This is a genomic window from Geothrix edaphica, from assembly GCF_030268045.1.
In the GTDB taxonomy this organism is placed as follows: domain Bacteria; phylum Acidobacteriota; class Holophagae; order Holophagales; family Holophagaceae; genus Geothrix; species Geothrix edaphica.
Genome location: NZ_BSDC01000001.1, coordinates 306655 through 325102 on the forward strand (window position 1 = coordinate 306655; position 18448 = coordinate 325102).

Here is an 18448-nt window from a genome sequence, read left to right on the forward strand (position 1 = left end):
GATGGTGTGCCCATGATCTATTGGATCGCCCACACCCTGTCGCGCGTCGTCGGCCACCTTGTATTCCGACACCAAACCCTGCACCGGGAGTTCCTCCCCGAAGCCGGGGGAGCCCTGATCGTGGCCAACCATGTGAGCTTCCTGGATCCGGCGGCCGTGGGGGCCGCCTTCCGGAAGCCCATCTACTACCTGGCCCGGAAGACCCTGTTCAAGGGGCTCCTGGGCTGGCTGCTCCCGCGGATCCAGGTGCTGCCCGTGGACCTGGGCAAGGGCGATCTCGCCAGCATGAAGCGCATCCTGGGCCTGCTCAAGGAGGGGAACCGGGTGCTCATCTTCCCGGAAGGCACCCGCTCGCCCGATGGCACCCTCCAGGAAGCCGAGGCCGGCATCGGCTTCATCATCGCCAAGGGCGAGGTGCCCGTGGTCCCAGTGCGGATCTTCGGGGCCTTCGAGTGCTGGGGCCGCGAGGCCCGATGGCCGAGGCCGGGGCGGATCACCATCGTCGCCGGGCCGCCGGTGGATCTCTCCGCGCTCCCCGCCGAGCTCACCGGCCGCGCCCGCTATCAGGCCTGTGCCGACCTGGTGATGAAGGCGCTGTCGGACATCCACCTCGAGGCGTGAGCTCCGATCTTCCACACCTCAGGTTCCAGGGCGTAGACTTCCCCCATGCCCAGGCCCCTCAGCAAGACCCGCATCCGTGTGGCCTGGGCCATCGCCCTGACCGTGGACGCCATCCAGGTGCCGGCGGATCTCTCGGGCCCCATGGGCTGGTTCCTGGGTGCCGGCCTCGATCTGATCACCATGGTCGTCCTGTGGGCCATGCTCGGCTTCCACTGGGCCTTCCTGCCGTCGTTCGTCACCGAGGCGGTTCCGTACCTGAACCTCGCCCCCCTCTGGACCCTGGCCGTGGCCCTGGCCACCCGGGGACGGGGCGGGGAGGGCCTTCCCCAGCCCGGCACCCCTGCAGACCCGAAGCCGCCCCTCAAAATCCTGAACCCTGAGGACTGAAGCCCGGAGACCGACCTCAGTCCACCGCCGCGCCGCGGAACTCGTCCTGCTCGTGCCGGTTCTGCTCTTCCATGAGGAGCAGGCTCAGCTCCTTCTTCAGGGCGTTGAAGGCCTGACTGGCCACGTCGCGGGGGCGGGGCAGGTCCACGCGCAGGTCCCGCTTGATGGTGCCGGGGCGGTAGGTCATCACCACGGTGCGGTCCGCCAGGTAGAGGGCCTCCTCGATGCTGTGGGTGACGAAGAGGATGGTCTTCCTCAGTTCGGTCCACAGGCGCAGCAGCTCGTCCTGCAGGTTGCGGCGGGTGAGGGCGTCCAGGGCGCCGAAGGGCTCGTCCATGAGCATGATGGGCGAATCCAGGGCCAGCACCCGGGCGATGGCCACGCGCTGGCGCATGCCGCCGCTGAGGTCCTTGGGGTAGCGCTTCCGGAAATCCTGGAGGTGCAGGAGCTCCAGCAGGCTGCCCACCTTGGCCTGGATGGCCGCCTTGGTCTCGCCCTTGATCTGGAGGCCGAAGGCGATGTTCTGCTCCACGGTCATCCAGGGGAAGAGGGCGTATTCCTGGAACACCATGCCGCGGTCGGGGCCGGGCGCCGAGATGGCCGCGCCTTCCACGGTGATGGCGCCGGAGCTGGGCAGGCTGAAGCCCGCCACGGCGTTCAGCAGGGTGGACTTGCCGCAGCCGGAGGGACCCAGCAGGCAGACGAACTCCCCGCGGGGGATCTCCAGGTCGATGGCCTTGAGGGCGTAGACATCCTGGCCGCCGCTCTGGAAGACCTTGTGGACGCCCTGGATGGAGATGTGGGAGGCGGTGTGGGTCATGTCCGTCATCCCTGCTCCAGGCCGCGATGCCACCGCAGCAGGCGGGAGCTGAGGCGGCTCATGACCGTGTCGATGCCCAGGCCCAGGAGGCCGATGGTGAACATGCCGGCGATGATCTTGTCGGACCAGAGGTACTCCCGGGCTTCGAGAATGCGGTAGCCCAGGCCGTTGTTCACGGCGATCATCTCGGAGACGATCACCACGATGAAGGCCGTGCCCATGCCGATGCGGGCCCCGGTGAAGATGTAGGGCGTGGCCGCGGGCAGGATGATGCGGGTGAACTGCGTGAACCGCGAGGCGCCCAGGTTCCGGCCCACCCGCAGGTAGATGCTGTCCACCGTCTGCACGCCGGTGACGGTGTTCATCAGCACGGGGAAGAAGGCCCCGATGCTGATGAGGAACACGGCCGGCGGGTTGCCCAGGCCGAACCAGAGGATGGAGAGCGGGATGTACGCGATGGGCGGGATGGGCCGCAGCACCTGGATGAGGGGGTTGAAGAGGCCGTAGGCCACCTTGCTGTAGCCCATGGCCAGGCCCAGGGGCAGGGCCAGGCCCGTGCCGATGGCGAAGCCCAGCAGCACGCGGTAGAGGCTGCCCATGGCGTCCTGGATCAGCTCGCCGGTGAAGCACCACTTGAGGTACGACCCCTGGCTGGGATCGAAGGCCTCCAGGGGCCGCAGGTAGGCCCACCACTTGGTGAGCACCTGCATGGGGGAAGGCAGGATGGTGGCGTTCACCCAGCCCTTGGCGGACAGCAGGTGCCAGAAGGCCAGGGCCGCCAGGGGGACGAGGATGCCGGAGGCGGCGTGCTTGTATCGCTTCACTACTTCACCTTCAGCCGCTTCTTGGCCTCCGCCAGGAGGTCGAGCTTCACCCAGTCGCCGGCCTTGGGCGGATTGGCCATCTTGCCCACGCCGTACTTGGCCATCAGGTCCGTGGTGACCTGCACGTGCGACACGGTGATGTCATAGCTGAAGGGGGAGTTCCCGATGGCGTCCAGGTAGTCCTCGGCGCTGATCTGGTTCTTGAACATCGTCTCGCGGACATACTTCTCAGCGGTCTTGGGCTCGTCGATGAACTTCTTGGTGGCCTCCACGAAGCAGAGCAGGAAGCGCTGGGCCACATCGCGGCGCTCCTTGTAGAGCTTCTCCGTGATGACCAGGGCGCGGATGGGCTCGCCGAGGGGCGTGTCGTACGGCTTGAGCAGCTCCACGCCGAACTTCCGGTTGATGGCCTGGGAGCTGTAGGGCTCGCTCTGGCACATGGCGTCGATGTTCTTGGCCATGAGGGCCTGGTTCAGGTCCGCGAAGGGGAGGTAGAGCACCAGCACATCCTTGCCGGGCCTGTCGGACCAGGTGAGGCCGGCCTTGGCCAGCTCCGCCAGCAGCAGCAGCTCCTGGGCTCCGCCGCGCGCCACGCCCACCTTCCGGCCCTTGAGGTCCTTCAGCGACCGGATGCCGGAGCTCGCGTTCACCACGATGCGCGCGCCGCCCCGGGCGAAGCCGGCCACCACGTAGATGGGCACGCCCGCCGCCCGGCCGGCGATGGCGGCATCCAGGGCCGCGGCGCTGGCGTCGATCTCGCCGGCCACGATGGCCGGGTTGATGTCGATGCCCTTGGCGAACATCCGCTCATCGACCCGCAGGTTGTACTTCGGTGCCAGCTCCTTCATGTAGGACACGGCCCCGTAATGCGCGAACTTCAGGTTGCCGAGACGGACCACATCCTGGGCCAGCAGACTCAGGGAGGACAGGGCGAGCAGGAAGGCCAAAGGCTTCATTCGCATGGGGTACTCCGGGGGTTTGGACCATTCTAGGCCAACGGTTCCCGGAGATGCACCGGTCAATCCTGCCGGCGCCTCGCCACCAGCAGGAACTCCCGCCCCAGGCGGCGCGGATGGCTGTTTGTTGCGTGCGCAAGATGCAGGATCTCGAAGCGGGCTTCCGCAAGAAGGCGCATCTCCGACATGGAAACGGCATGTGGAGGTCCCGGCCGTCCGTTCACGTCATGGAAGACCACGGCCATCCAGAGGCCGCCAGGCCGGAGGTGGTGCGCGCAGGCATCCACATAGGCTGGCCGCCGGGCGGGATCCATGGCCACGAAGCAGGTGTGGTCGAAGATCGCGTCCCAGGGCCCGAGCTGGGTGCTGAACCAGTCCGCCTGCGACCACGCGACTCGGTCTCCATAGCGCTTCATGGCGCCCTGGATGGCCAGGGGCGCGAAGTCCAGACCCGTGACCGCGAAACCCCGCGCGTCCAGTTCCACGGCATCGTGGCCATAGCCGCAGCCCGGCACCACCAGGTCGCTGCCCGGGCGCAGGCCCAGGGGAAGGGCCAGATCCAGCATGTCGCGCACCAGTGGCGTGGCGCCGTCCATGTCCCAGCCAGGGCGGCCCTGCTCTTCGTAGAGGCGGTTCCAGTAGTCGGGGTGGTCGGTCATGGCAGCTGGATCTCGTCTGCGCCCACGAACCCTGCCAGCCGCTCCAGGGCCTCGTCCAGACCGCGCTTCCGGGCCTTCGTGGCCTTGACGCCGGGCTCCCACCAGAGGCCCTTGATCTCCAGCAGGCCGCGGTCGCGGTGCAGCTTGGGATCGAGGCGGCCCACCAGGCGGTCGCCCTCGAGGATGGGCAGCACGAAGTAGCCGTACTGGCGCTTCGGCCCAGGCACGAAGGCCTCGAAGCGGTAGTCGAAGCCGAAGCGGCGCAGGGCGCGGGCGCGGTCGCGGAGGATGGGATCGAAGGGGCAGAGCAGGCGCGTGCGGTCCGGCGGATCGGGCAGCTTCGCCAGGCGCGCCTCCCAGTCCGCCAGGGCGAAGGCGGGGCGGACCTCGCCATCGGCCCCCTCCACCTCCACGGGGACGAGGCGCCCTGCCTTCGCCGCGGCGGCGCACCAGGCCCTGGCTTCGGCGGCCTCGATGCCCGCCCAGAACTCCGCCAGTTCCTTCGGAGTGAACACCCAGAGCCGCTCGGCGGCGCTGGCGCAGGCCCACTCCTGGTGTTCCTGGGGATCGGGGCAGGGCCGCGCGTGGTGCTCCGGCAGCACGCGCTCGGTGAGGTCGTAGAGCTTCTGGAAGCCCTCGCGCCGGGGGACCATCAGCTCGCCGCTGCGCCAGAGGAAGTCCAGGGCGGCCTTCTGCGGCTTCCAGCCCCACCAGGGGCCGCGCTTCTCGGGGTGCTCGAAGTCCGAGGACTTCAGCGGTCCCTCGCGCTCGATGCGGGTCTTCACGTCCTGCACCACCCGGGCCCCGTCCGTGCCGCGGAAGTGGTGTTGCCACCAGGCGTGGGCGCGGATGCGCTCCCGGTCCCGCGCGAAGCGGGGTTTCCAGTGGGGGAAGAAGGCCGTGGGGATGGCGGAGGCGTCGTGGGTGAAGCCTTCAAACAGGCTCCGCCTGTCCTCCAGCAGCTTCCTCAGGTGCTCCGGCTTGTAGCCGTCCAGGCGGCTGAGGAGGGTGAGGTCGTGGGCCCGGGCCACCACGTTGATGGTGTCCATCTGGACGAAGCCCAGGCGCTCGAGGAGGCCCTGGACCGACGCCGCGGTGGCCCGGCGCGCAGGGTCATCCAGCAGGCCCTGGGCCCCCAGGAAGAGGCGCCGGGCGGCGGAGGCGGGAAGGAGAGGGAGGGAGCCGGGCATTCAGATCTTCGCCGCCAGCTCGGCGCCCTGGCGGATGGCGCGCTGGGCGTCGAGCTCGGCGGCGAGGTCGGCGCCGCCGATGAGGTGGACGGACACGCCGAGGGCGGTCAGGGGTTCCGCGAGGCTGCGCTCGGACTCCTGCCCGGTGCAGAGGATGATGCTGTCCACGGCCAGGCACTTGGAGCCGGCATCCTTGCCATCGCGGATCCAGAGCCCTGCATCGTCGATGCGCTCGTAGTGGATGCCGCCCTGCATCTTCACCTTCATGGCCTTGAGGCCGGCGCGGTGGATCCAGCCCGTGGTCTTGCCCAGGCCGGCGCCCATGCGGTTGGTCTTGCGCTGGAGGAGGAAGACCTGGCGCGCAGGCGGGGGCGGCTGGGGCGTGGCCAGCAGGCCGCCCCGGTGGGCGTGGGCGCCGTCCACTCCCCACTCGTTGAGGTAGCGCCCGCGATCCGGCGTCGGATCCGGCTGCACCAGGAACTCCGCCACGTCAAAGCCGATGCCTCCGGCGCCGATGACGGCGACGGTCTGCCCGGCCGTCTTCCGGCCCGACAGGAGGTCCGGGTAGCTGATGACCTTGGGATGGTCCACCCCCGGGATGGAGGGCGTGCGGGGCAGCACCCCCGAGGCGAGGATGACCTCCTCGAAGCCGGTCAGCGCCTCCACGGTGGCCCGCTCGCCCAGGCGCACGGTGACGCCCGCGGTGGCCAGGCGGCGCCCGAAGTAGCGCAGCATCTCGTAGAACTCCTCCTTGCCCGGCACGTGCTTGGCCAGGTTGAGCTGGCCGCCCAGCTCCGCCTGGGCCTCGAAGAGGGTGACCACGTGGCCGCGCTCCGCCGCGTGGCACGCGAAGCTCATGCCCGCCGCACCGCCGCCCACCACGGCGATGCGCCTGGGGGCGATGGCCGGCTCGAAGACCAGCTCGGTCTCATAGCAAGCGCGGGGGTTCACCAGGCAGGTGGCGCGCTTGTTCTGGAAGACGTGATCCAGGCAGGCCTGGTTGCAGGCGATGCAGGTGTTGATGTCCAGGGCGCGATCCTCGGCGGCCTTGACCACGAAATCGGCGTCCGCCAGCAGGGGCCGGGCCATGCTCACCATGTCGGCGCAGCCCCCGGCGAGGAGCTCCTCGGCCACCTCGGGCGTGTTGATGCGGTTGGTGGTGATGAGGGGGATGCCCACCTCGCCCTTGAGCTTCTGCGTCACCCAGGCGTAGGCGCCCCGCGGCACCATGGCGCCGATGGTGGGCACGCGGGCCTCGTGCCAGCCGATGCCGGTGTTCAGGATCGTCGCGCCGGCGGCCTCCACGGCCTTGGCCAGCTGGACCACCTCCTCCCAGGTGCTGCCCTCGGGCACCAGGTCGAGCATGGAGAGACGGAAGATGACGATGAAATCGCTGCCGACCGCGGCACGCACCGCCTTCACCACCTCCACGGGGAAGCGCATGCGGTTCTCGAAGGACCCGCCCCAGGCGTCCGTGCGGCGGTTGGTGCGGGCGGCGATGAACTCGTTGATGAGGTAGCCCTCGCTGCCCATGATCTCCACGCCGTCGTAGCCGGCCTTCTTCGCCAAAGCCGCGCACCGGGCGTAGTCGCGGATGGTGGCCCGGATGCCGCACTGGGAGAGGGCCCGCGGCTTGAAGGGGGTGATGGGACTCTTCACGGCGGAGGGGGCCACGCTGAGGGGGTGGTAGCTGTAGCGGCCCCCGTGCAGGATCTGGAGGGCGATCTTTCCGCCTGCGGCATGCACGGCCTCCGTCACCAGCCGGTGCTTGCCCACTTGCCACGGCCAGGAGAGCTGGGAGCCGAAGGGCGCGAGGCGGCCCCGCAGGTTCGGCGCGATGCCCCCCGTGACGATGAGGCCCACGCCGCCCTTGGCGCGCTCCGCGTAGAAGGCCGCCAGCTTGACGAAGCCGCCCTTGGCCTCCTCCAGGTTCGTGTGCATGGAGCCCATCAGCACGCGGTTGCGCAGGGTGGTGAATCCCAGGTCGAGGGGGGCCAGCAGGCGGGGGTACGGCATGGAAGCTCCGGGGCTGGTGGCAGTGTACGGTGAGTCGGGAATCCGTGTTCCCAGGCGGCTTCGCCACGGGGTGTCTCTTGCCTGGCCGGGTTTTCCCCGGGGCGGTTGCGCTGCCATTGACTCTCCGCCGGACTCTTATTCGCCCTCTTGACCCGGCCAGCCTTGGGCCTTCCAATGGTGGACCGTTCCTTCCGGCCCCCCTTGATTGGTAAGACCTTGGCCATGCCCTACTCAGCCTTTCCCGCCCGTCGTCCCGCCCCCGCCTCCGGCGTGGCGGAGGTCCGGGCCTGCGGGGCCCAGGAGCGCCCATGAGCAACCTGCGGGGACTCCTCGAGAGCATCAGCATCACGGACGTGGTCCAGATGCTCCACCTGAACAAGAAGACCGGCCAGCTGCTCCTGCAGAACGGCCGCTTCCAGGGCGTCATCTACGTGAGCGGCGGGGCGGTGGTCCACGCGGAGACGGGCCGGACCACCGGCGAATCCGCTGCCTTCGAGCTCCTGGCCTGGGAGCGGGGCGAGTTCGAGTTCCAGGCGGTCCCGGTCAAGCCCGTGGGGAGCATCCGGAGGAGCGTGCCCGATCTGCTCATGGAATCGGCCCGCACCCTGGACACCCGCCGGCGCCTGGGGGCCTACTTCCCCTCCCTGGACGCGGTGCCCTGGACCTTCCTGCCCGAGCCCGCTCTCACGGCGGGCCTGAAGCTGTCCGCCGACGCCCTGAAGGCCATCCCGCACTTCGATGGCTACCAGGACTTCCATCAGGTGATGACCACCACCCAGCTGAACGAGACGGCGGTGCTTGAAGCCGCCTTCGCCCTCCTGCAGGCGGAGCGTCTCCAGGTCTTCGAACCTGCCGTCCCCCTGGCGGTGGAGACCCTGAAGACCGGCCTCTTCAAGAAGGGCGACCACGTGGAGCTGGGTGTCATCCACGAGTCCCGCTGGCGGGGCCTCCAGCCCTACAGCCACGGCCTCATCACCCAGGTGAGGATCCAGTGGCGCGGCGGCGTGGCCCACGAGGATGTGCGCTTCGTCCAGGGGCTCGCGGATGGCGTGCTCGCCGCGCCCGAGCCCTTCCTCCAGAGCTGGGGCGTCGGCCCCTCCGACATCGTGGTGGTCCGACCCGCCCCCTGACCTTCCCTCCCCGGAGCACGTCCTTTCCCTTGGAGCCAGCCATGGTCCAGACCATCGCCGACCTGTTCTACCAGGCCTGTTCCTTCCAGTCCCCGGATGCGCTGGCCTATCGGAAGGGGGGCGTCTATGTGCCCATCTCCCACCAGGAGCTGCAGGCCAGGGTGGAGCGCCTGGCCCTGGCCCTGGAGGCCCGGGGCCTGAAGGCGGGCGAGCCCGTGGCGCTCATCTGCGAGAACCGGCCCGAGTGGGCCGTGGTGGACTACGCCTGCGCCATCTCCGGCCTGCCCACCGTCCCGCTCTATCCCACCCTGAACGCGCCCCAGAGCGCCTTCATCCTCCGGCACTCGGAGGCCCGCATCGTCTTCTGCTCCACCGCCGACCAGGCCCGGAAGGCGCTCACCGCCAAGGGACCGGACTCGGCGCTGACCTGGGTGGTGCAGATGGACGGCATTCCCGCCGATCCCTCCGTGATCCCCTTCTCCAGCCTCATGGCCGAGGGCGAGGCCCTGGAGGCCCGGCGCCCCGAGGTGCGGGCCTGGGCCCGCCAGCGGAAGGCGGAGGAGCTGCTGACCATCATCTACACCTCCGGCACCACCGGCGATCCCAAGGGCGCCATGCTCACCCACGGGAACCTGGTGTCCAACGTGGAGCGCACCCTCCAGCTGCTGCAGCTCAAGAAGGGCGACCGCTGCCTGTCCTTCCTGCCCCTCTCCCACATCCTGGAGCGCATGGCGGGCCACTACTCGACCATGCGCATCGGCGCGAGCATCTACTACGCGGAGAGCATCGCCACCGTGGGCGATGACCTCCAGGCCACCAAGCCCACCATCATCATCAGCGTGCCCCGCATCTACGAGAAGATCTACGCCCGGGTCCGCGAGGGCGTGGCCTCCAGCAGCATCGTGAAGCGGTTCATCTTCCACTGGGCCATGTGGGCCGGGGACATGTCCGTGCCCTACCTGTACGAGAAGCAGAAGATCCCCCTCTGGCTCCAGTTCCAGCTCTGGTGGAGCCGCCACCTGGTCTTCCACAAGATCCTGGCCAAGACCGGCGGGAACATCCGCTTCGCCATCAGCGGCGGCGCGCCCCTGGCGCCCAAGGTCATGGCCTTCTTCTGGGCCATCGGCCTGCCCATCACCGAAGGCTACGGCCTCACGGAAACCAGCCCCGTGGTCTCCTTCAACCGCTTCGGCGAGGTGGTGCCGGGCAAGGTGGGGCGGCCCATCTACGACAGCTGGGAGGGCAAGCCCTACGTGAAGATCGCCGAGGACGGCGAGATCCTCGTCCAGGGCCCCAACGTGATGAAGGGCTACTGGAAGAACCCCGAGGGCACGGCGGAGGCCTTCGACAAGGACGGCTACTTCCGCACCGGCGACATCGGCGAGCTCAGCGCCCGGGGCCTCCTCAAGATCACCGACCGCAAGAAGGAGATCATCGTCACCAGTGGCGGCAAGAAGGTGGCGCCCCAACCCATCGAGGAACTGCTCAAGACCGACAAGTTCATCACCCAGGCCGTCCTGCTGGGCGACCGGCGCAACTTCATCTCGGCCCTGCTCATCCCCAACTTCGACAGCCTCCACCGCTGGGCCCACCAGAAGAAGGTCCCCTTCTCCAACAACCGCGACCTGGTGGCCCGTCCCGAGGTGCACCAGCTGATGATGGAGCGGGTGGAGCAGATCAACCAGCAGCTCTCCAACTTCGAGCGGATCAAGAAGGTGGCCATCCTCGATCACGAGCTGAGCCTGGAGACCGGCCAGCTCACCCCCAGCCTCAAGGTGAAGCGCCGGGTGGTGAACGAGATGTACGCCACCCTCATCGAATCGCTCTACAAGGGGGCCTGAATCAGGCAGAGAAGAAGGGCCCCCGGAGCGCCAGGCGCCCCGGGGGCCCTTCTCCTGCGTGTGCTAGAAGCGGATGCCTGCGTAGAGTCCGAACTGGCTCTTGGGCGCCATGGCCTTGAGCGCGTCCGCGCTGCTGGCACTGGGATCCACTCCGCTGCTCTTGGTGGTGAGGGGGAAGGCGACCTCGAGGCCCACGAAGGGCTTCACCACGGGCGAGGGGATGGCGAACCCGGCGTTCACCCGGGCCCACACGCGGTTGTAGGTGGTGCTGTCACCGGCACCGGAGAAGCTGGCGGAGAGCCGCTCCGAGCGGAACTCCAAGCCGGCGCCCACGGCCACGAAGGCCTTGAAGTTGAACATGGCGCCCGCGGACCAGTGGTTCTCCTTGAACTCGCCGACGTCCACCGCGGGGGTCCCCGGCAGCGAGGCCTTGACCGTGGCCTTGGACTCGGGCTGGTAGCCGGCGGTGAGCTGGAACTGGGCGGGGCCCAGGTCCACCACCGAGTAGCCGAACCGGACCGCAAAGACGGTCTTGTTGTCAGTCTCCATCCGCAGGGTGGTGCCCGGCGCCACGTCGGTGTGGATCGACGGGTACTGCTGCTGTCCGGCGAAGAGGCCCAGCTCGAAGGTCTGGGCCGCCAGGGGCGCGCCGAGGAGCAGGGCAAGGGCGATGGTTGTTTTTTTCATGGTTACCTCCAGTTGGGAAAAGGGAAGACGGTCCATCCTTCCATGACCTAACTGGAGAGTCAAGGGAGCCACCGGTCATGAATCGCGCCGAGTCCGGCGCTTCCGGCCAGGGGCCGGCTCAGTCCGGATCCACCTTTTCCACTGCGATCACCATGCGGGTGGCCACCGCGGCCAGGGCGCCCACGGCGGCGAACACCGGCAGCAGGGCGGCACCCACCAGGCCCAGCGTGAGGGGGATCTCGATGAGGGTCTTCCCCTCCTCGTTCTTCAGGATGATCCGGCGGATGTTCCCCTCGTGGATCAGCTCCTTGATCTTGTCGAGGACCTTGCCGCCATCGAGCTTGAATTCCTCGGTGCGCGTGCGGTTCTGCGTATCGGCGGACATGGTGGATTCCTTTTGGCGGGGTCAGGCGCGGATCAGCAGGTGCCGGGCGAGCCAGACCTGGAAGCGGCCCAGCAGCAGGGCCAGATGGAAGGTGAGGGGCAGGAGGGCGAGGCCCGCCAGGCCGCAGAGGGCCACCGCCAGGCCGGGGTGGGCGGTGACCCAGGCGACGCCGCCCAGGTCCCCGGTGAAGCTGGCGCCGAGGTGGAGCAGGCGCAGCACCGGCACCGCCAGCAGGGCCAGGCCCGTGGTGAGGAGGGTGACGAGCAGCGTGAAGTAGGCGATGCCCAGGGGCAGGAGCAGCAGGAAGTAGAGGAGGCTGGTCCAGGTGCGGCGGTCGGTGACCAGGGCCTTCAGGCGCGCCAGCCAGCCTTCCCCGGCGGGCAGCAGGGTGGGGGCCTCGGAGCCCTCGGCGCCCACCAGGGCCTTCAGCAGGTGCACCTCGGCCACGGACAGCAGGCGGGTGCCGGCCAGGAAGGCCGCGGCCACGGGGAGGCCGATGATGAGGATGGCCAGGCCCAGGCTCAGGGACAGCCCGGTCACCGCGTAGGTGAAGGTGAGGATGCCCGTGACCATGGAGCACAGCAGGTAGAGCAGGGTCGTGTAGGCGCGGCGGGTGGCCAGGACCTCGAAGAAGCCGGGGTGGGGCGGGGACAGCAGGGGCATGGAACCTCCATGGATGTTCCAATCTACGGATCGGGCGGGCCTTCCGGCGGGGGAAACCGGCGAACGGAGGGCGGGGGTCGGCGAAGGCACGGCTGGGCGCGGGCGAGCCCGGGCCCGGCCTCAGTCGTCGTAGCAGGGGCCGATCTCCCGCACCTCGACGGTGGCCCATTCCGCAGCGGGGCAGGTCGATGCGATGGCGATGGCTTCCTCCCGGGTCTGGCAATCCAGGAGGAAGAATCCCCCCACCATCTCCTTGGATTCGGAGAAGGGGCCGTCCAGGAGGGTGCGCCGGCCCTCGCGCACCTGCACCCGGACGCCCTCCCGATCGGACCGGAGCGAGTTGGTGGCCATCAGCAGGCCGCGGGCCTGCAGGTCCTCCGAAAAGCGCACCATTCGGTCGTAGACGGCATGCCCCTCTTCCAGGGTCCGGCTCGGGCGCTGGGCCCGCGATTCCAGGATCAGCAGCATGTAGGGCATGGGGATCTCCTTTCGAGTGAAATGTGGGGCCTGGGCATGCTCAGCCGCGCTCGCAGGCGGCGGCCCGATCCAGGAGCAGCTTCCGCTCCCGGACGTTCCGCGCGAGGCCGGCTGCCCGCTGGAACTCGGCCCGGGCTTCCCTGGCGCGGCCCAGCTTCGCGAGGAGGTCGCCACGGATGCTCGGAAGCAGGTGGTACTCCCTGAGCGAGGGTTCGGAGGCCAGTGCATCGACGAGCTCAAGGCCCGCCGCGGGGCCGGAGGCCATGCCCAGCGCCACGGCGCGGTTGAGTTCCACCACCGGAGATGGGCTGATCCGGGCGAGCTCTCCATAGAGGGCCGCGATGCGCGTCCAGTCCGTATCCGCGGCGGTGCGGGCACGGGCATGGCAGCTGGCGATGGCCGCCTGCAGTACGTAGGGCCCGGGGGCGCCGCCCAGCTTCTCGGCCCGGTCGAGGGCGGCGAGCCCCCGGCCAATGAGGAGCTGATCCCACTTTCCGCGGTTCTGATCGAGCAGCAGGATCGGATCCCCAGTGGGCCCCACCCGCGCATGGAGCCGCGAGGCCTGGATCTCCATGAGAGCGACGAGGCCGTGGATTTCAGGTTCCCAGGGCGCAAGCTCCGCCAGGATGCGGCCCAAGCGCAGGGCCTCCTCGCAGAGCGCGGGCCGGATCCAGTCCTCGCCGGCGGTGGCCGAGTAGCCTTCGTTGAAGATCAGGTAGATCACTTCCAGCACCGAGGCCAGGCGGTCGCGGAGCTCGGCCCTGCCGGGCCCCTCGAAGGGAACCCGTGCCTCGGCCAGGGTCCGCTTGGCCCGGACGATGCGCTGGGCGATGGTGGGCTCCGGCACGAGGAAGGCGCGGGCGATCTCCCCGGTCGTCAGGCCCCCCAGCAGCCGCAGGGTGAGTGCGGTCCTGGCCTCGGGCGAGAGCCGCGGATGGCAGGCGATGAACATGAGCCGCAGCAGGTCGTCCCCGATGGGATCGTCCAGCTCGGCGTCGAAGGCCTCCATGGCCGTCTCCTGCTGGGCCTCGAGCTCCCGGCCCAGTTCCTCGTGCTTCCGCTCCGCCAGCTTGATCCGCCGCAGCCGGTCGATGGCCCGGCGCTTGGCCGTGGCCATGAGCCAGGCCCCGGGGTTCTCGGGGATTCCCGCTCCGGGCCACTGCTCGAGGGCGATGACGAGGGCATCCTGGGCAAGCTCCTCCGCCAGGTCCAGATCGCTCACCATCCGCAGGAGGCCCCCGATGAGCCGGGCGGATTCCATCCGCCAGACGGTGTCGATGGCTCGATGGGCGTCGGTTGTCGTCACATGGGAATCAGACCAGCTTCAGGGGCGGGCCGCAACCTCCGGGACGATCGCGCCTGCCGGAAGGTGGCGATCAGCCTCGGATCGCCGCTTCGATGGAGGCGATGTCGATTTTCCCCATGGGCATCATGGCCTCGAAGGCGCGCTTCGCGACTGGTCCGCCCCTGGCCATCACGTCGGTCAGGATGCGGGGCGTGATCTGCCAGCTGATGCCCCACTTGTCTTTGCACCAGCCGCATTGGCTTTCCTGGCCGCCGTTTCCGACAATCGCGTTCCAGTACCGGTCCGTTTCCTCCTGGTCCTCCGTCGCGATCTGGAATGAAAAGGCTTCGCTGTGCTTGAACTGAGGCCCGCCGTTCAATCCAATGCACGGGATTCCGGCGACGACAAACTCCACCACCAGGGTGTCGCCAGCGCTTCCATCCGGATAGTCGGAAGGGGCCTTGTGGATGGCTCCGAGACGGCTCTGCGGGAAGGTCTCCGTGTAGAAGCGTGCAGCCTCTTCTGCGTCACGCTCAAACCAGAGACAGATCGTGTTCTTGCTCATTTGGAAGCCTCCTGTGGATCGTGATGGTCGGAGAAGGGCTTCAAGGGCCCAGCGACCTTGTAGGTCGTGAAGAGGATGCCGGACGGGAATGCATGCGTGCTGACAAGCTCGAGTGAACGTGGCGGGGTTCCCTCCGCAAAGAGGCGCTTCCCCGTGCCCAGCAGGACCGGGTAGACGGCCAGCAGGACTTCATCCGCGAGCCCATGCCCGAGCAGCGTCGATGTCAGCGTGGAGCTGCCCGAGAGGATGAGGTCCGGGCCGTCCTGGGCCTTGATGCGGCGAAGGCCGCCGAGAAAGTCCGGCCCGAGGTTCTCGAACGGGCCCCACTCAAGGCTTTCCGGACGGTGGGTCGCAATGTATTTCATGGCCGCATTGAGGCGGTCAGCCATCGGGCTGCCCGGCGCCTTGGGCCAGTAGCCCGACCAGAGGTCGTAGGTGCGACGGCCCAGCAACAGATCGAAGCTCCCGCCGTACGCCGCCAGCATGGCCTCCCGGCCAGCGGGTGTCCGATATGGCACGGTCCAGTCGCTGTGGCGGAAACCGTCATCATCGGTGGAGTGCTGGATCACGCCGTCCAGGGACAAGTGTTCGATGATTCGGAGTTTTCTCATCTGGGCGGGTTCTCATGGGGGATCGCGGCCGGATCCATCCACACCGCCTCCCAGACGTGGCCGTCAGGATCGGTGAACTCGCGGGCGTACATGAAACCCAGATCCTGGATGGGGTTGACGTCGGACACCCCGCCACTCGCGGCGGCCGCGGTGTTCATCGCATCCACCGCCTCTCGGCTCTCGCAGGAGACGGCGAGCATCACCTCGCTGGAGGTGGGCTGGGGAATGGCCCGCGTGGTGAACGTGCGCCACTTGGCATGGGTCAGGAGCATCACGTAGATGGCCTCGCTCCAGACCATGCAGGCCGCCGTCTCGTCCGAGAACGCGGGATTGTTGGTGAAGCCGATGGCGGCGTAGAACGCCATGGACGCCTTGAGGTCAGTGACGGGCAGGTTCACGAAAATTTGTTTGTGCATCGGTTGCTCTCCTTGTCGGCGTGGCTGATGTGGGGGCTAGGCCTTCCCGGCGATCTGGGCGCGCAGGCGCTCCTCCTGCTCCCGCAGTTCGGGTGTGAACTGGGGTCCAAAATCCTCGGCTTCAAAGACCTGGCGGAGCTCGATTTCGGCCGTTTCCCCCGTGGGATTGGGGCAGCGCTTGATCCATTCGACGGCCTCGTCCATCGACCGGACCTGCCAGAGCCAGAAGCCGGCGATCAGCTCCTTCGTCTCGGTGAAGGGCCCGTCGATCACGGTCCGCGTCGCGCCGGAGAAGCTCACCCGCACGCCCTTGGAGCTGGGGTGGAGCCCCTCTCCCGCGAGCATCACGCCGGCCTTCACCAGCTCATCGTTGTAGCGGCCCATGTCGGCCAGCAGCTTCTCGTCAGGGAGGACGCCGGCCTCCGTGTGCTGGGTCGCCTTGATCATGACCATGACGCGCATTGTCATGCCTCCTTGGAAGGGGTGGGGTTGGAAAGGCCGATCGTCCGGAAGGGGAGCAGCACCCCGAGCCGCGCATCGCGCAGGTACAGCCCTCCCCACACCAGCGCGGCCACATAGGTCGGGAAGAGGATGTGGGAGAACAGGGGATCGCCGACCCGCACATGGGTGGCCACCGCGCCGCCCAGGTAGCCCGTGAGCAGGATGGCTCCCAGCACGGAGGTCCTGGGAACCGCGTAGAGCACGACGCAGGTGAGCAGGGTGATGCCGAGGGGACCCGCGACGTTTTCCGAGTAGCCGAGCTTGGCGCAGGCCTCGAGGACCGGCGGCAGCCGCATCAGCTTGGCGACGGCGTCGAAGGCCAGGAACAGCACCGGCAGGACGCTGAGGGTGCGGCCCGCCCAGAGCCGTCTGGCCGGGATGGGGGCGGGTGGGGTGTTGGTTGGCATGGGTGCCTCCTCCAGGTGCGCTGCAGATGTGAACCGTGGGGTGGCTTCCGCGCGAGGTGGCGGCAGGTCCCGGATTCTACTCATGCGTCGAGTGGGAGGCGGCGGAATCGACAGGCTTTGAAACTTTTTTTGAGATGAATCGTTAAGATTAGTATTCGTAAGGTTAACCAGGCCGACGGCCCGGGCCGCCCCGATGCCTGGGCGACCTTGGCAGGCGGGGGGCCTGGTGTCGGGAGGGCCTCAGCCCAGGGCGGGCACCCGCCACAGGGCCAGTTCCTCGCCCAGGGCCGGAAGGGGCAGCAGGCCGTTCTCCACGGCACCGTCATCGCTCTCCGCCTCGCAGAGGTAGGCGGCGATGGCGCCCAGCGGCTGATCCGTGGGCACCAGGGACCAGCCCATGGGCGCCTTCCGGGGCACCCGGCGCCAGGAGACGGCCAGCTCGCCCACGGCGGCGGCCTCCAGGATGGCCCGGCCGCCCTCGGTTTCCAGGGCCTCCACCACGGGCACCTCCACCTCGAAGGCGCCCAGGGCCTCCTGCAGGGTGAGGCCATGGAGGCGCAGGTGGGCGGCCACGGAGGGCGGCACCAGGTAGGCCGCCGGGCGCTCCACCACCTTGGTGCCCACGAACCGGCCCAGGTGGGGCAGGGTCACGGTCGAGGGCGCGCCCTCCAGGGTGCGGGGCGTGCGTGTGAGGATCTCCACAGGCTGCGGGAAGGCCTTCAGGTCGTAGCGCACGGCGATGCGGTTCCGCGGCGTGCGGCTCTCGGCCACGGTCTGCACCACCTCATCCCGGTGGGCGGCCACGTACTTGAGCGTCTCCAGCATGAAGGCGTAGGCGGTGCGGACGCGCTCGGCGAAGGAGATGTACGAGTAGCACTCCAGCAGCAGGTCCATGCGGCTGGTGAGGCCCCGGTAGTTGCTGCCGAAGCGCGGGTGGTGCGGGTAGGTCATCCAGCCCTCGCGCACGGGGGCGCCGGGCTCCGCGTCGCGGTCGGCGTCCAGGGCCCGCTCGTCCTCCACGAAGTTGCCGTACCAGCCCGCGTCCAGGCCGTGGTTGGCCTTCAGGGCCGCGGTGACGGGGGGCAGCAGCCGGTTCCGCATGTACTCGATGGGCTCGCCCCGGCCGCTCTCCACGGTGTGGGGAATGTCGTAGGTCATGGAGAAGCGGTGCACCGAACCGTTCGTGGTGTGGTTGTCGATGGTGAGGTCCGCCGCCCAGGGCTGGCACACGCGGGTCTGCAGCAGGCGCATCTCCGCGCCTTCGTACCGCAGGTAGTCGCGGTTCAGGTTGATCTTGGCGGCGTTCACGCGGGTGCCCACGCCGCTGTCCGGGCCCAGCTGGCCCGTGAGCTTGGGCAGGTGCAGCTTGCGGTTGCCCGGGTCGATGGCGTCATTGCCGTCAGGATTGAAGAGCGGCACCACCACCAGCGTGAGGCTCTCGAGGATCTGGCCCGCATCCAGCCCCGGCTTCCCGTCGAGCAGGTCGCGCACCAGCATCAGGCAGCCCTCCTTGCCCTCCACCTCGCCCGCGTGGATGCCGCTGATGACCAGCACCACGGGCAGGCCCAGGCTGCGGGCCTCCTCGGGGGTGGTCACGCCATGGGCCGACAGCACCAGCAGGGGCAGCTCCCGGCCCTGGGGACTCGTGCCGAAGGAGGTGACGTGCAACAGCTTGTCGCCCTTGGCCTGAAGGCCGGCCACGAAGGCCATCACATCGGCGTGGCGGCTGGTCTCCTCGTAGCGGGTGGCTTCGGCGCGGGTGAGCAGGGACATGGCTTCTCCTTCCGGATGGGATTCACAGGCTCCGCTTCAGCACTTCCAGGCCCATGTGGGACACGCGGTAGCGCCCGATGGCCCGCTCGCGGATGAGGTCGTGGCGTTCCAGGTAGGCCAGGTCCGCGTCCGTGGCGCCGGCCTTGACCAGGTGGTCCCGGGCCACGTCGGGATGCTTGGCCACCACCTGGAGCAGGGTGAGCTGGCGGGAGGAGATGGCATCGACCACGGGGG

General features: G+C 68.8%; 22 protein-coding genes. 4 read left to right on the plus strand and 18 right to left on the minus strand.

All coding sequences use genetic code 11. The features are described 5' to 3' along the window. The first annotated feature begins 12 nt into the window (after positions 1 to 12). Together QSJ30_RS01390 and QSJ30_RS01395 are read left to right on the plus strand one after the other, a co-directional pair. A complete protein-coding gene (locus QSJ30_RS01390) occupies positions 13 to 621 on the plus strand; it encodes a lysophospholipid acyltransferase family protein (protein ID WP_285605992.1) in 609 nt (202 codons plus the stop codon). Between the two features lie 45 nt (positions 622 to 666). After that, positions 667 to 1008 (plus strand): hypothetical protein, encoded by a 342-nt coding sequence (locus QSJ30_RS01395; RefSeq protein WP_285605993.1) that lies wholly within the window; start codon positions 667 to 669, stop codon positions 1006 to 1008. Positions 1009 to 1024: 16 nt separating this feature from the next. Here the strand turns inward: QSJ30_RS01395 and QSJ30_RS01400 are convergent, their stop codons facing one another. Genes QSJ30_RS01400 through QSJ30_RS01425 form a run of 6 tightly spaced genes read right to left on the minus strand, consistent with a single transcriptional unit; the run spans position 1025 to position 7473 of the window. After that, positions 1025 to 1837: an ABC transporter ATP-binding protein gene (locus QSJ30_RS01400; protein WP_285605994.1), complete on the minus strand. Its 813-nt coding sequence runs from the start codon at positions 1835 to 1837 to the stop codon at positions 1025 to 1027. Continuing rightward, positions 1834 to 2652, minus strand: coding sequence for an ABC transporter permease (locus tag QSJ30_RS01405; protein WP_285605995.1), 819 nt, complete (start codon positions 2650 to 2652; stop codon positions 1834 to 1836). Before QSJ30_RS01405 ends, QSJ30_RS01400 begins: the two co-directional genes overlap by 4 nt. Beyond that, positions 2652 to 3614, minus strand: coding sequence for an ABC transporter substrate-binding protein (locus QSJ30_RS01410; RefSeq protein ID WP_285605996.1), 963 nt, complete (start codon positions 3612 to 3614; stop codon positions 2652 to 2654). The genes QSJ30_RS01405 and QSJ30_RS01410 overlap by 1 nt, the downstream gene beginning before the upstream one ends. Positions 3615 to 3670: 56 nt before the next feature. Next, positions 3671 to 4267, minus strand: coding sequence for a methyltransferase domain-containing protein (locus tag QSJ30_RS01415; RefSeq protein ID WP_285605997.1), 597 nt, complete (start codon positions 4265 to 4267; stop codon positions 3671 to 3673). After that, positions 4264 to 5457, minus strand: coding sequence for a winged helix-turn-helix domain-containing protein (locus tag QSJ30_RS01420; protein ID WP_285605998.1), 1194 nt, complete (start codon positions 5455 to 5457; stop codon positions 4264 to 4266). Before QSJ30_RS01420 ends, QSJ30_RS01415 begins: the two co-directional genes overlap by 4 nt. Further along, complete coding sequence (locus QSJ30_RS01425) at positions 5458 to 7473, minus strand: NADPH-dependent 2,4-dienoyl-CoA reductase (protein WP_285605999.1); 2016 nt, start codon at positions 7471 to 7473, stop codon at positions 5458 to 5460. Between the two features lie 308 nt (positions 7474 to 7781). Between QSJ30_RS01425 and QSJ30_RS01430 the strand changes: the two genes are divergently transcribed. Next, positions 7782 to 8603 (plus strand): DUF4388 domain-containing protein, encoded by an 822-nt coding sequence (locus tag QSJ30_RS01430; protein WP_285606000.1) that lies wholly within the window; start codon positions 7782 to 7784, stop codon positions 8601 to 8603. A 41-nt stretch (positions 8604 to 8644) separates the two neighbouring features. Beyond that, positions 8645 to 10444 (plus strand): AMP-dependent synthetase/ligase, encoded by a 1800-nt coding sequence (locus tag QSJ30_RS01435; RefSeq protein WP_285606001.1) that lies wholly within the window; start codon positions 8645 to 8647, stop codon positions 10442 to 10444. A gap of 63 nt (positions 10445 to 10507) precedes the next feature. Here QSJ30_RS01435 and QSJ30_RS01440 read toward each other — a convergent pair whose 3' ends face one another. The 12 genes from QSJ30_RS01440 to QSJ30_RS01495 form a co-directional block, all read right to left on the minus strand. Further along, complete coding sequence (locus QSJ30_RS01440) at positions 10508 to 11131, minus strand: hypothetical protein (RefSeq protein WP_285606002.1); 624 nt, start codon at positions 11129 to 11131, stop codon at positions 10508 to 10510. 118 nt (positions 11132 to 11249) lie between these two features. Then, positions 11250 to 11516, minus strand: a complete 267-nt coding sequence (locus QSJ30_RS01445) for a DUF4342 domain-containing protein (RefSeq protein WP_285606003.1) — start codon at positions 11514 to 11516, stop codon at positions 11250 to 11252. 21 nt (positions 11517 to 11537) lie between these two features. Further along, complete coding sequence (locus QSJ30_RS01450; protein ID WP_285606004.1) at positions 11538 to 12179, minus strand: sensor domain-containing protein; 642 nt, start codon at positions 12177 to 12179, stop codon at positions 11538 to 11540. 120 nt (positions 12180 to 12299) lie between these two features. Beyond that, on the minus strand, positions 12300 to 12656 hold the full coding sequence (locus QSJ30_RS01455) for a YciI family protein (RefSeq protein WP_285606005.1): 357 nt from the start codon (positions 12654 to 12656) through the stop codon (positions 12300 to 12302). Positions 12657 to 12696: 40 nt separating this feature from the next. After that, on the minus strand, positions 12697 to 13917 hold the full coding sequence (locus QSJ30_RS01460; protein ID WP_420798765.1) for an RNA polymerase sigma factor: 1221 nt from the start codon (positions 13915 to 13917) through the stop codon (positions 12697 to 12699). A gap of 115 nt (positions 13918 to 14032) precedes the next feature. Further along, the gene (locus tag QSJ30_RS01465; protein WP_285606007.1) at positions 14033 to 14506 is read right to left on the minus strand and encodes a VOC family protein; all 474 of its coding nucleotides are present in this window, start codon (positions 14504 to 14506) and stop codon (positions 14033 to 14035) included. Continuing rightward, positions 14503 to 15117 carry a dihydrofolate reductase family protein gene (locus QSJ30_RS01470; RefSeq protein WP_285606008.1) on the minus strand — a complete coding sequence of 205 codons (615 nt, stop codon included), beginning with the start codon at positions 15115 to 15117 and terminating at the stop codon, positions 14503 to 14505. The genes QSJ30_RS01465 and QSJ30_RS01470 overlap by 4 nt, the downstream gene beginning before the upstream one ends. Next, complete coding sequence (locus tag QSJ30_RS01475) at positions 15114 to 15533, minus strand: VOC family protein (protein ID WP_285606009.1); 420 nt, start codon at positions 15531 to 15533, stop codon at positions 15114 to 15116. The genes QSJ30_RS01470 and QSJ30_RS01475 overlap by 4 nt, the downstream gene beginning before the upstream one ends. A gap of 36 nt (positions 15534 to 15569) precedes the next feature. Further along, positions 15570 to 15995 (minus strand): YciI family protein, encoded by a 426-nt coding sequence (locus QSJ30_RS01480; protein WP_420798766.1) that lies wholly within the window; start codon positions 15993 to 15995, stop codon positions 15570 to 15572. Positions 15996 to 15997: 2 nt separating this feature from the next. Beyond that, positions 15998 to 16441 (minus strand): DoxX family protein, encoded by a 444-nt coding sequence (locus QSJ30_RS01485; RefSeq protein WP_285606011.1) that lies wholly within the window; start codon positions 16439 to 16441, stop codon positions 15998 to 16000. A 240-nt stretch (positions 16442 to 16681) separates the two neighbouring features. Continuing rightward, complete coding sequence (locus QSJ30_RS01490; protein WP_285606012.1) at positions 16682 to 18214, minus strand: M14 family metallopeptidase; 1533 nt, start codon at positions 18212 to 18214, stop codon at positions 16682 to 16684. A gap of 22 nt (positions 18215 to 18236) precedes the next feature. After that, positions 18237 to 18443 (minus strand): hypothetical protein, encoded by a 207-nt coding sequence (locus QSJ30_RS01495; protein WP_285606013.1) that lies wholly within the window; start codon positions 18441 to 18443, stop codon positions 18237 to 18239. Between the last annotated feature and the right edge of the window lie 5 nt (positions 18444 to 18448).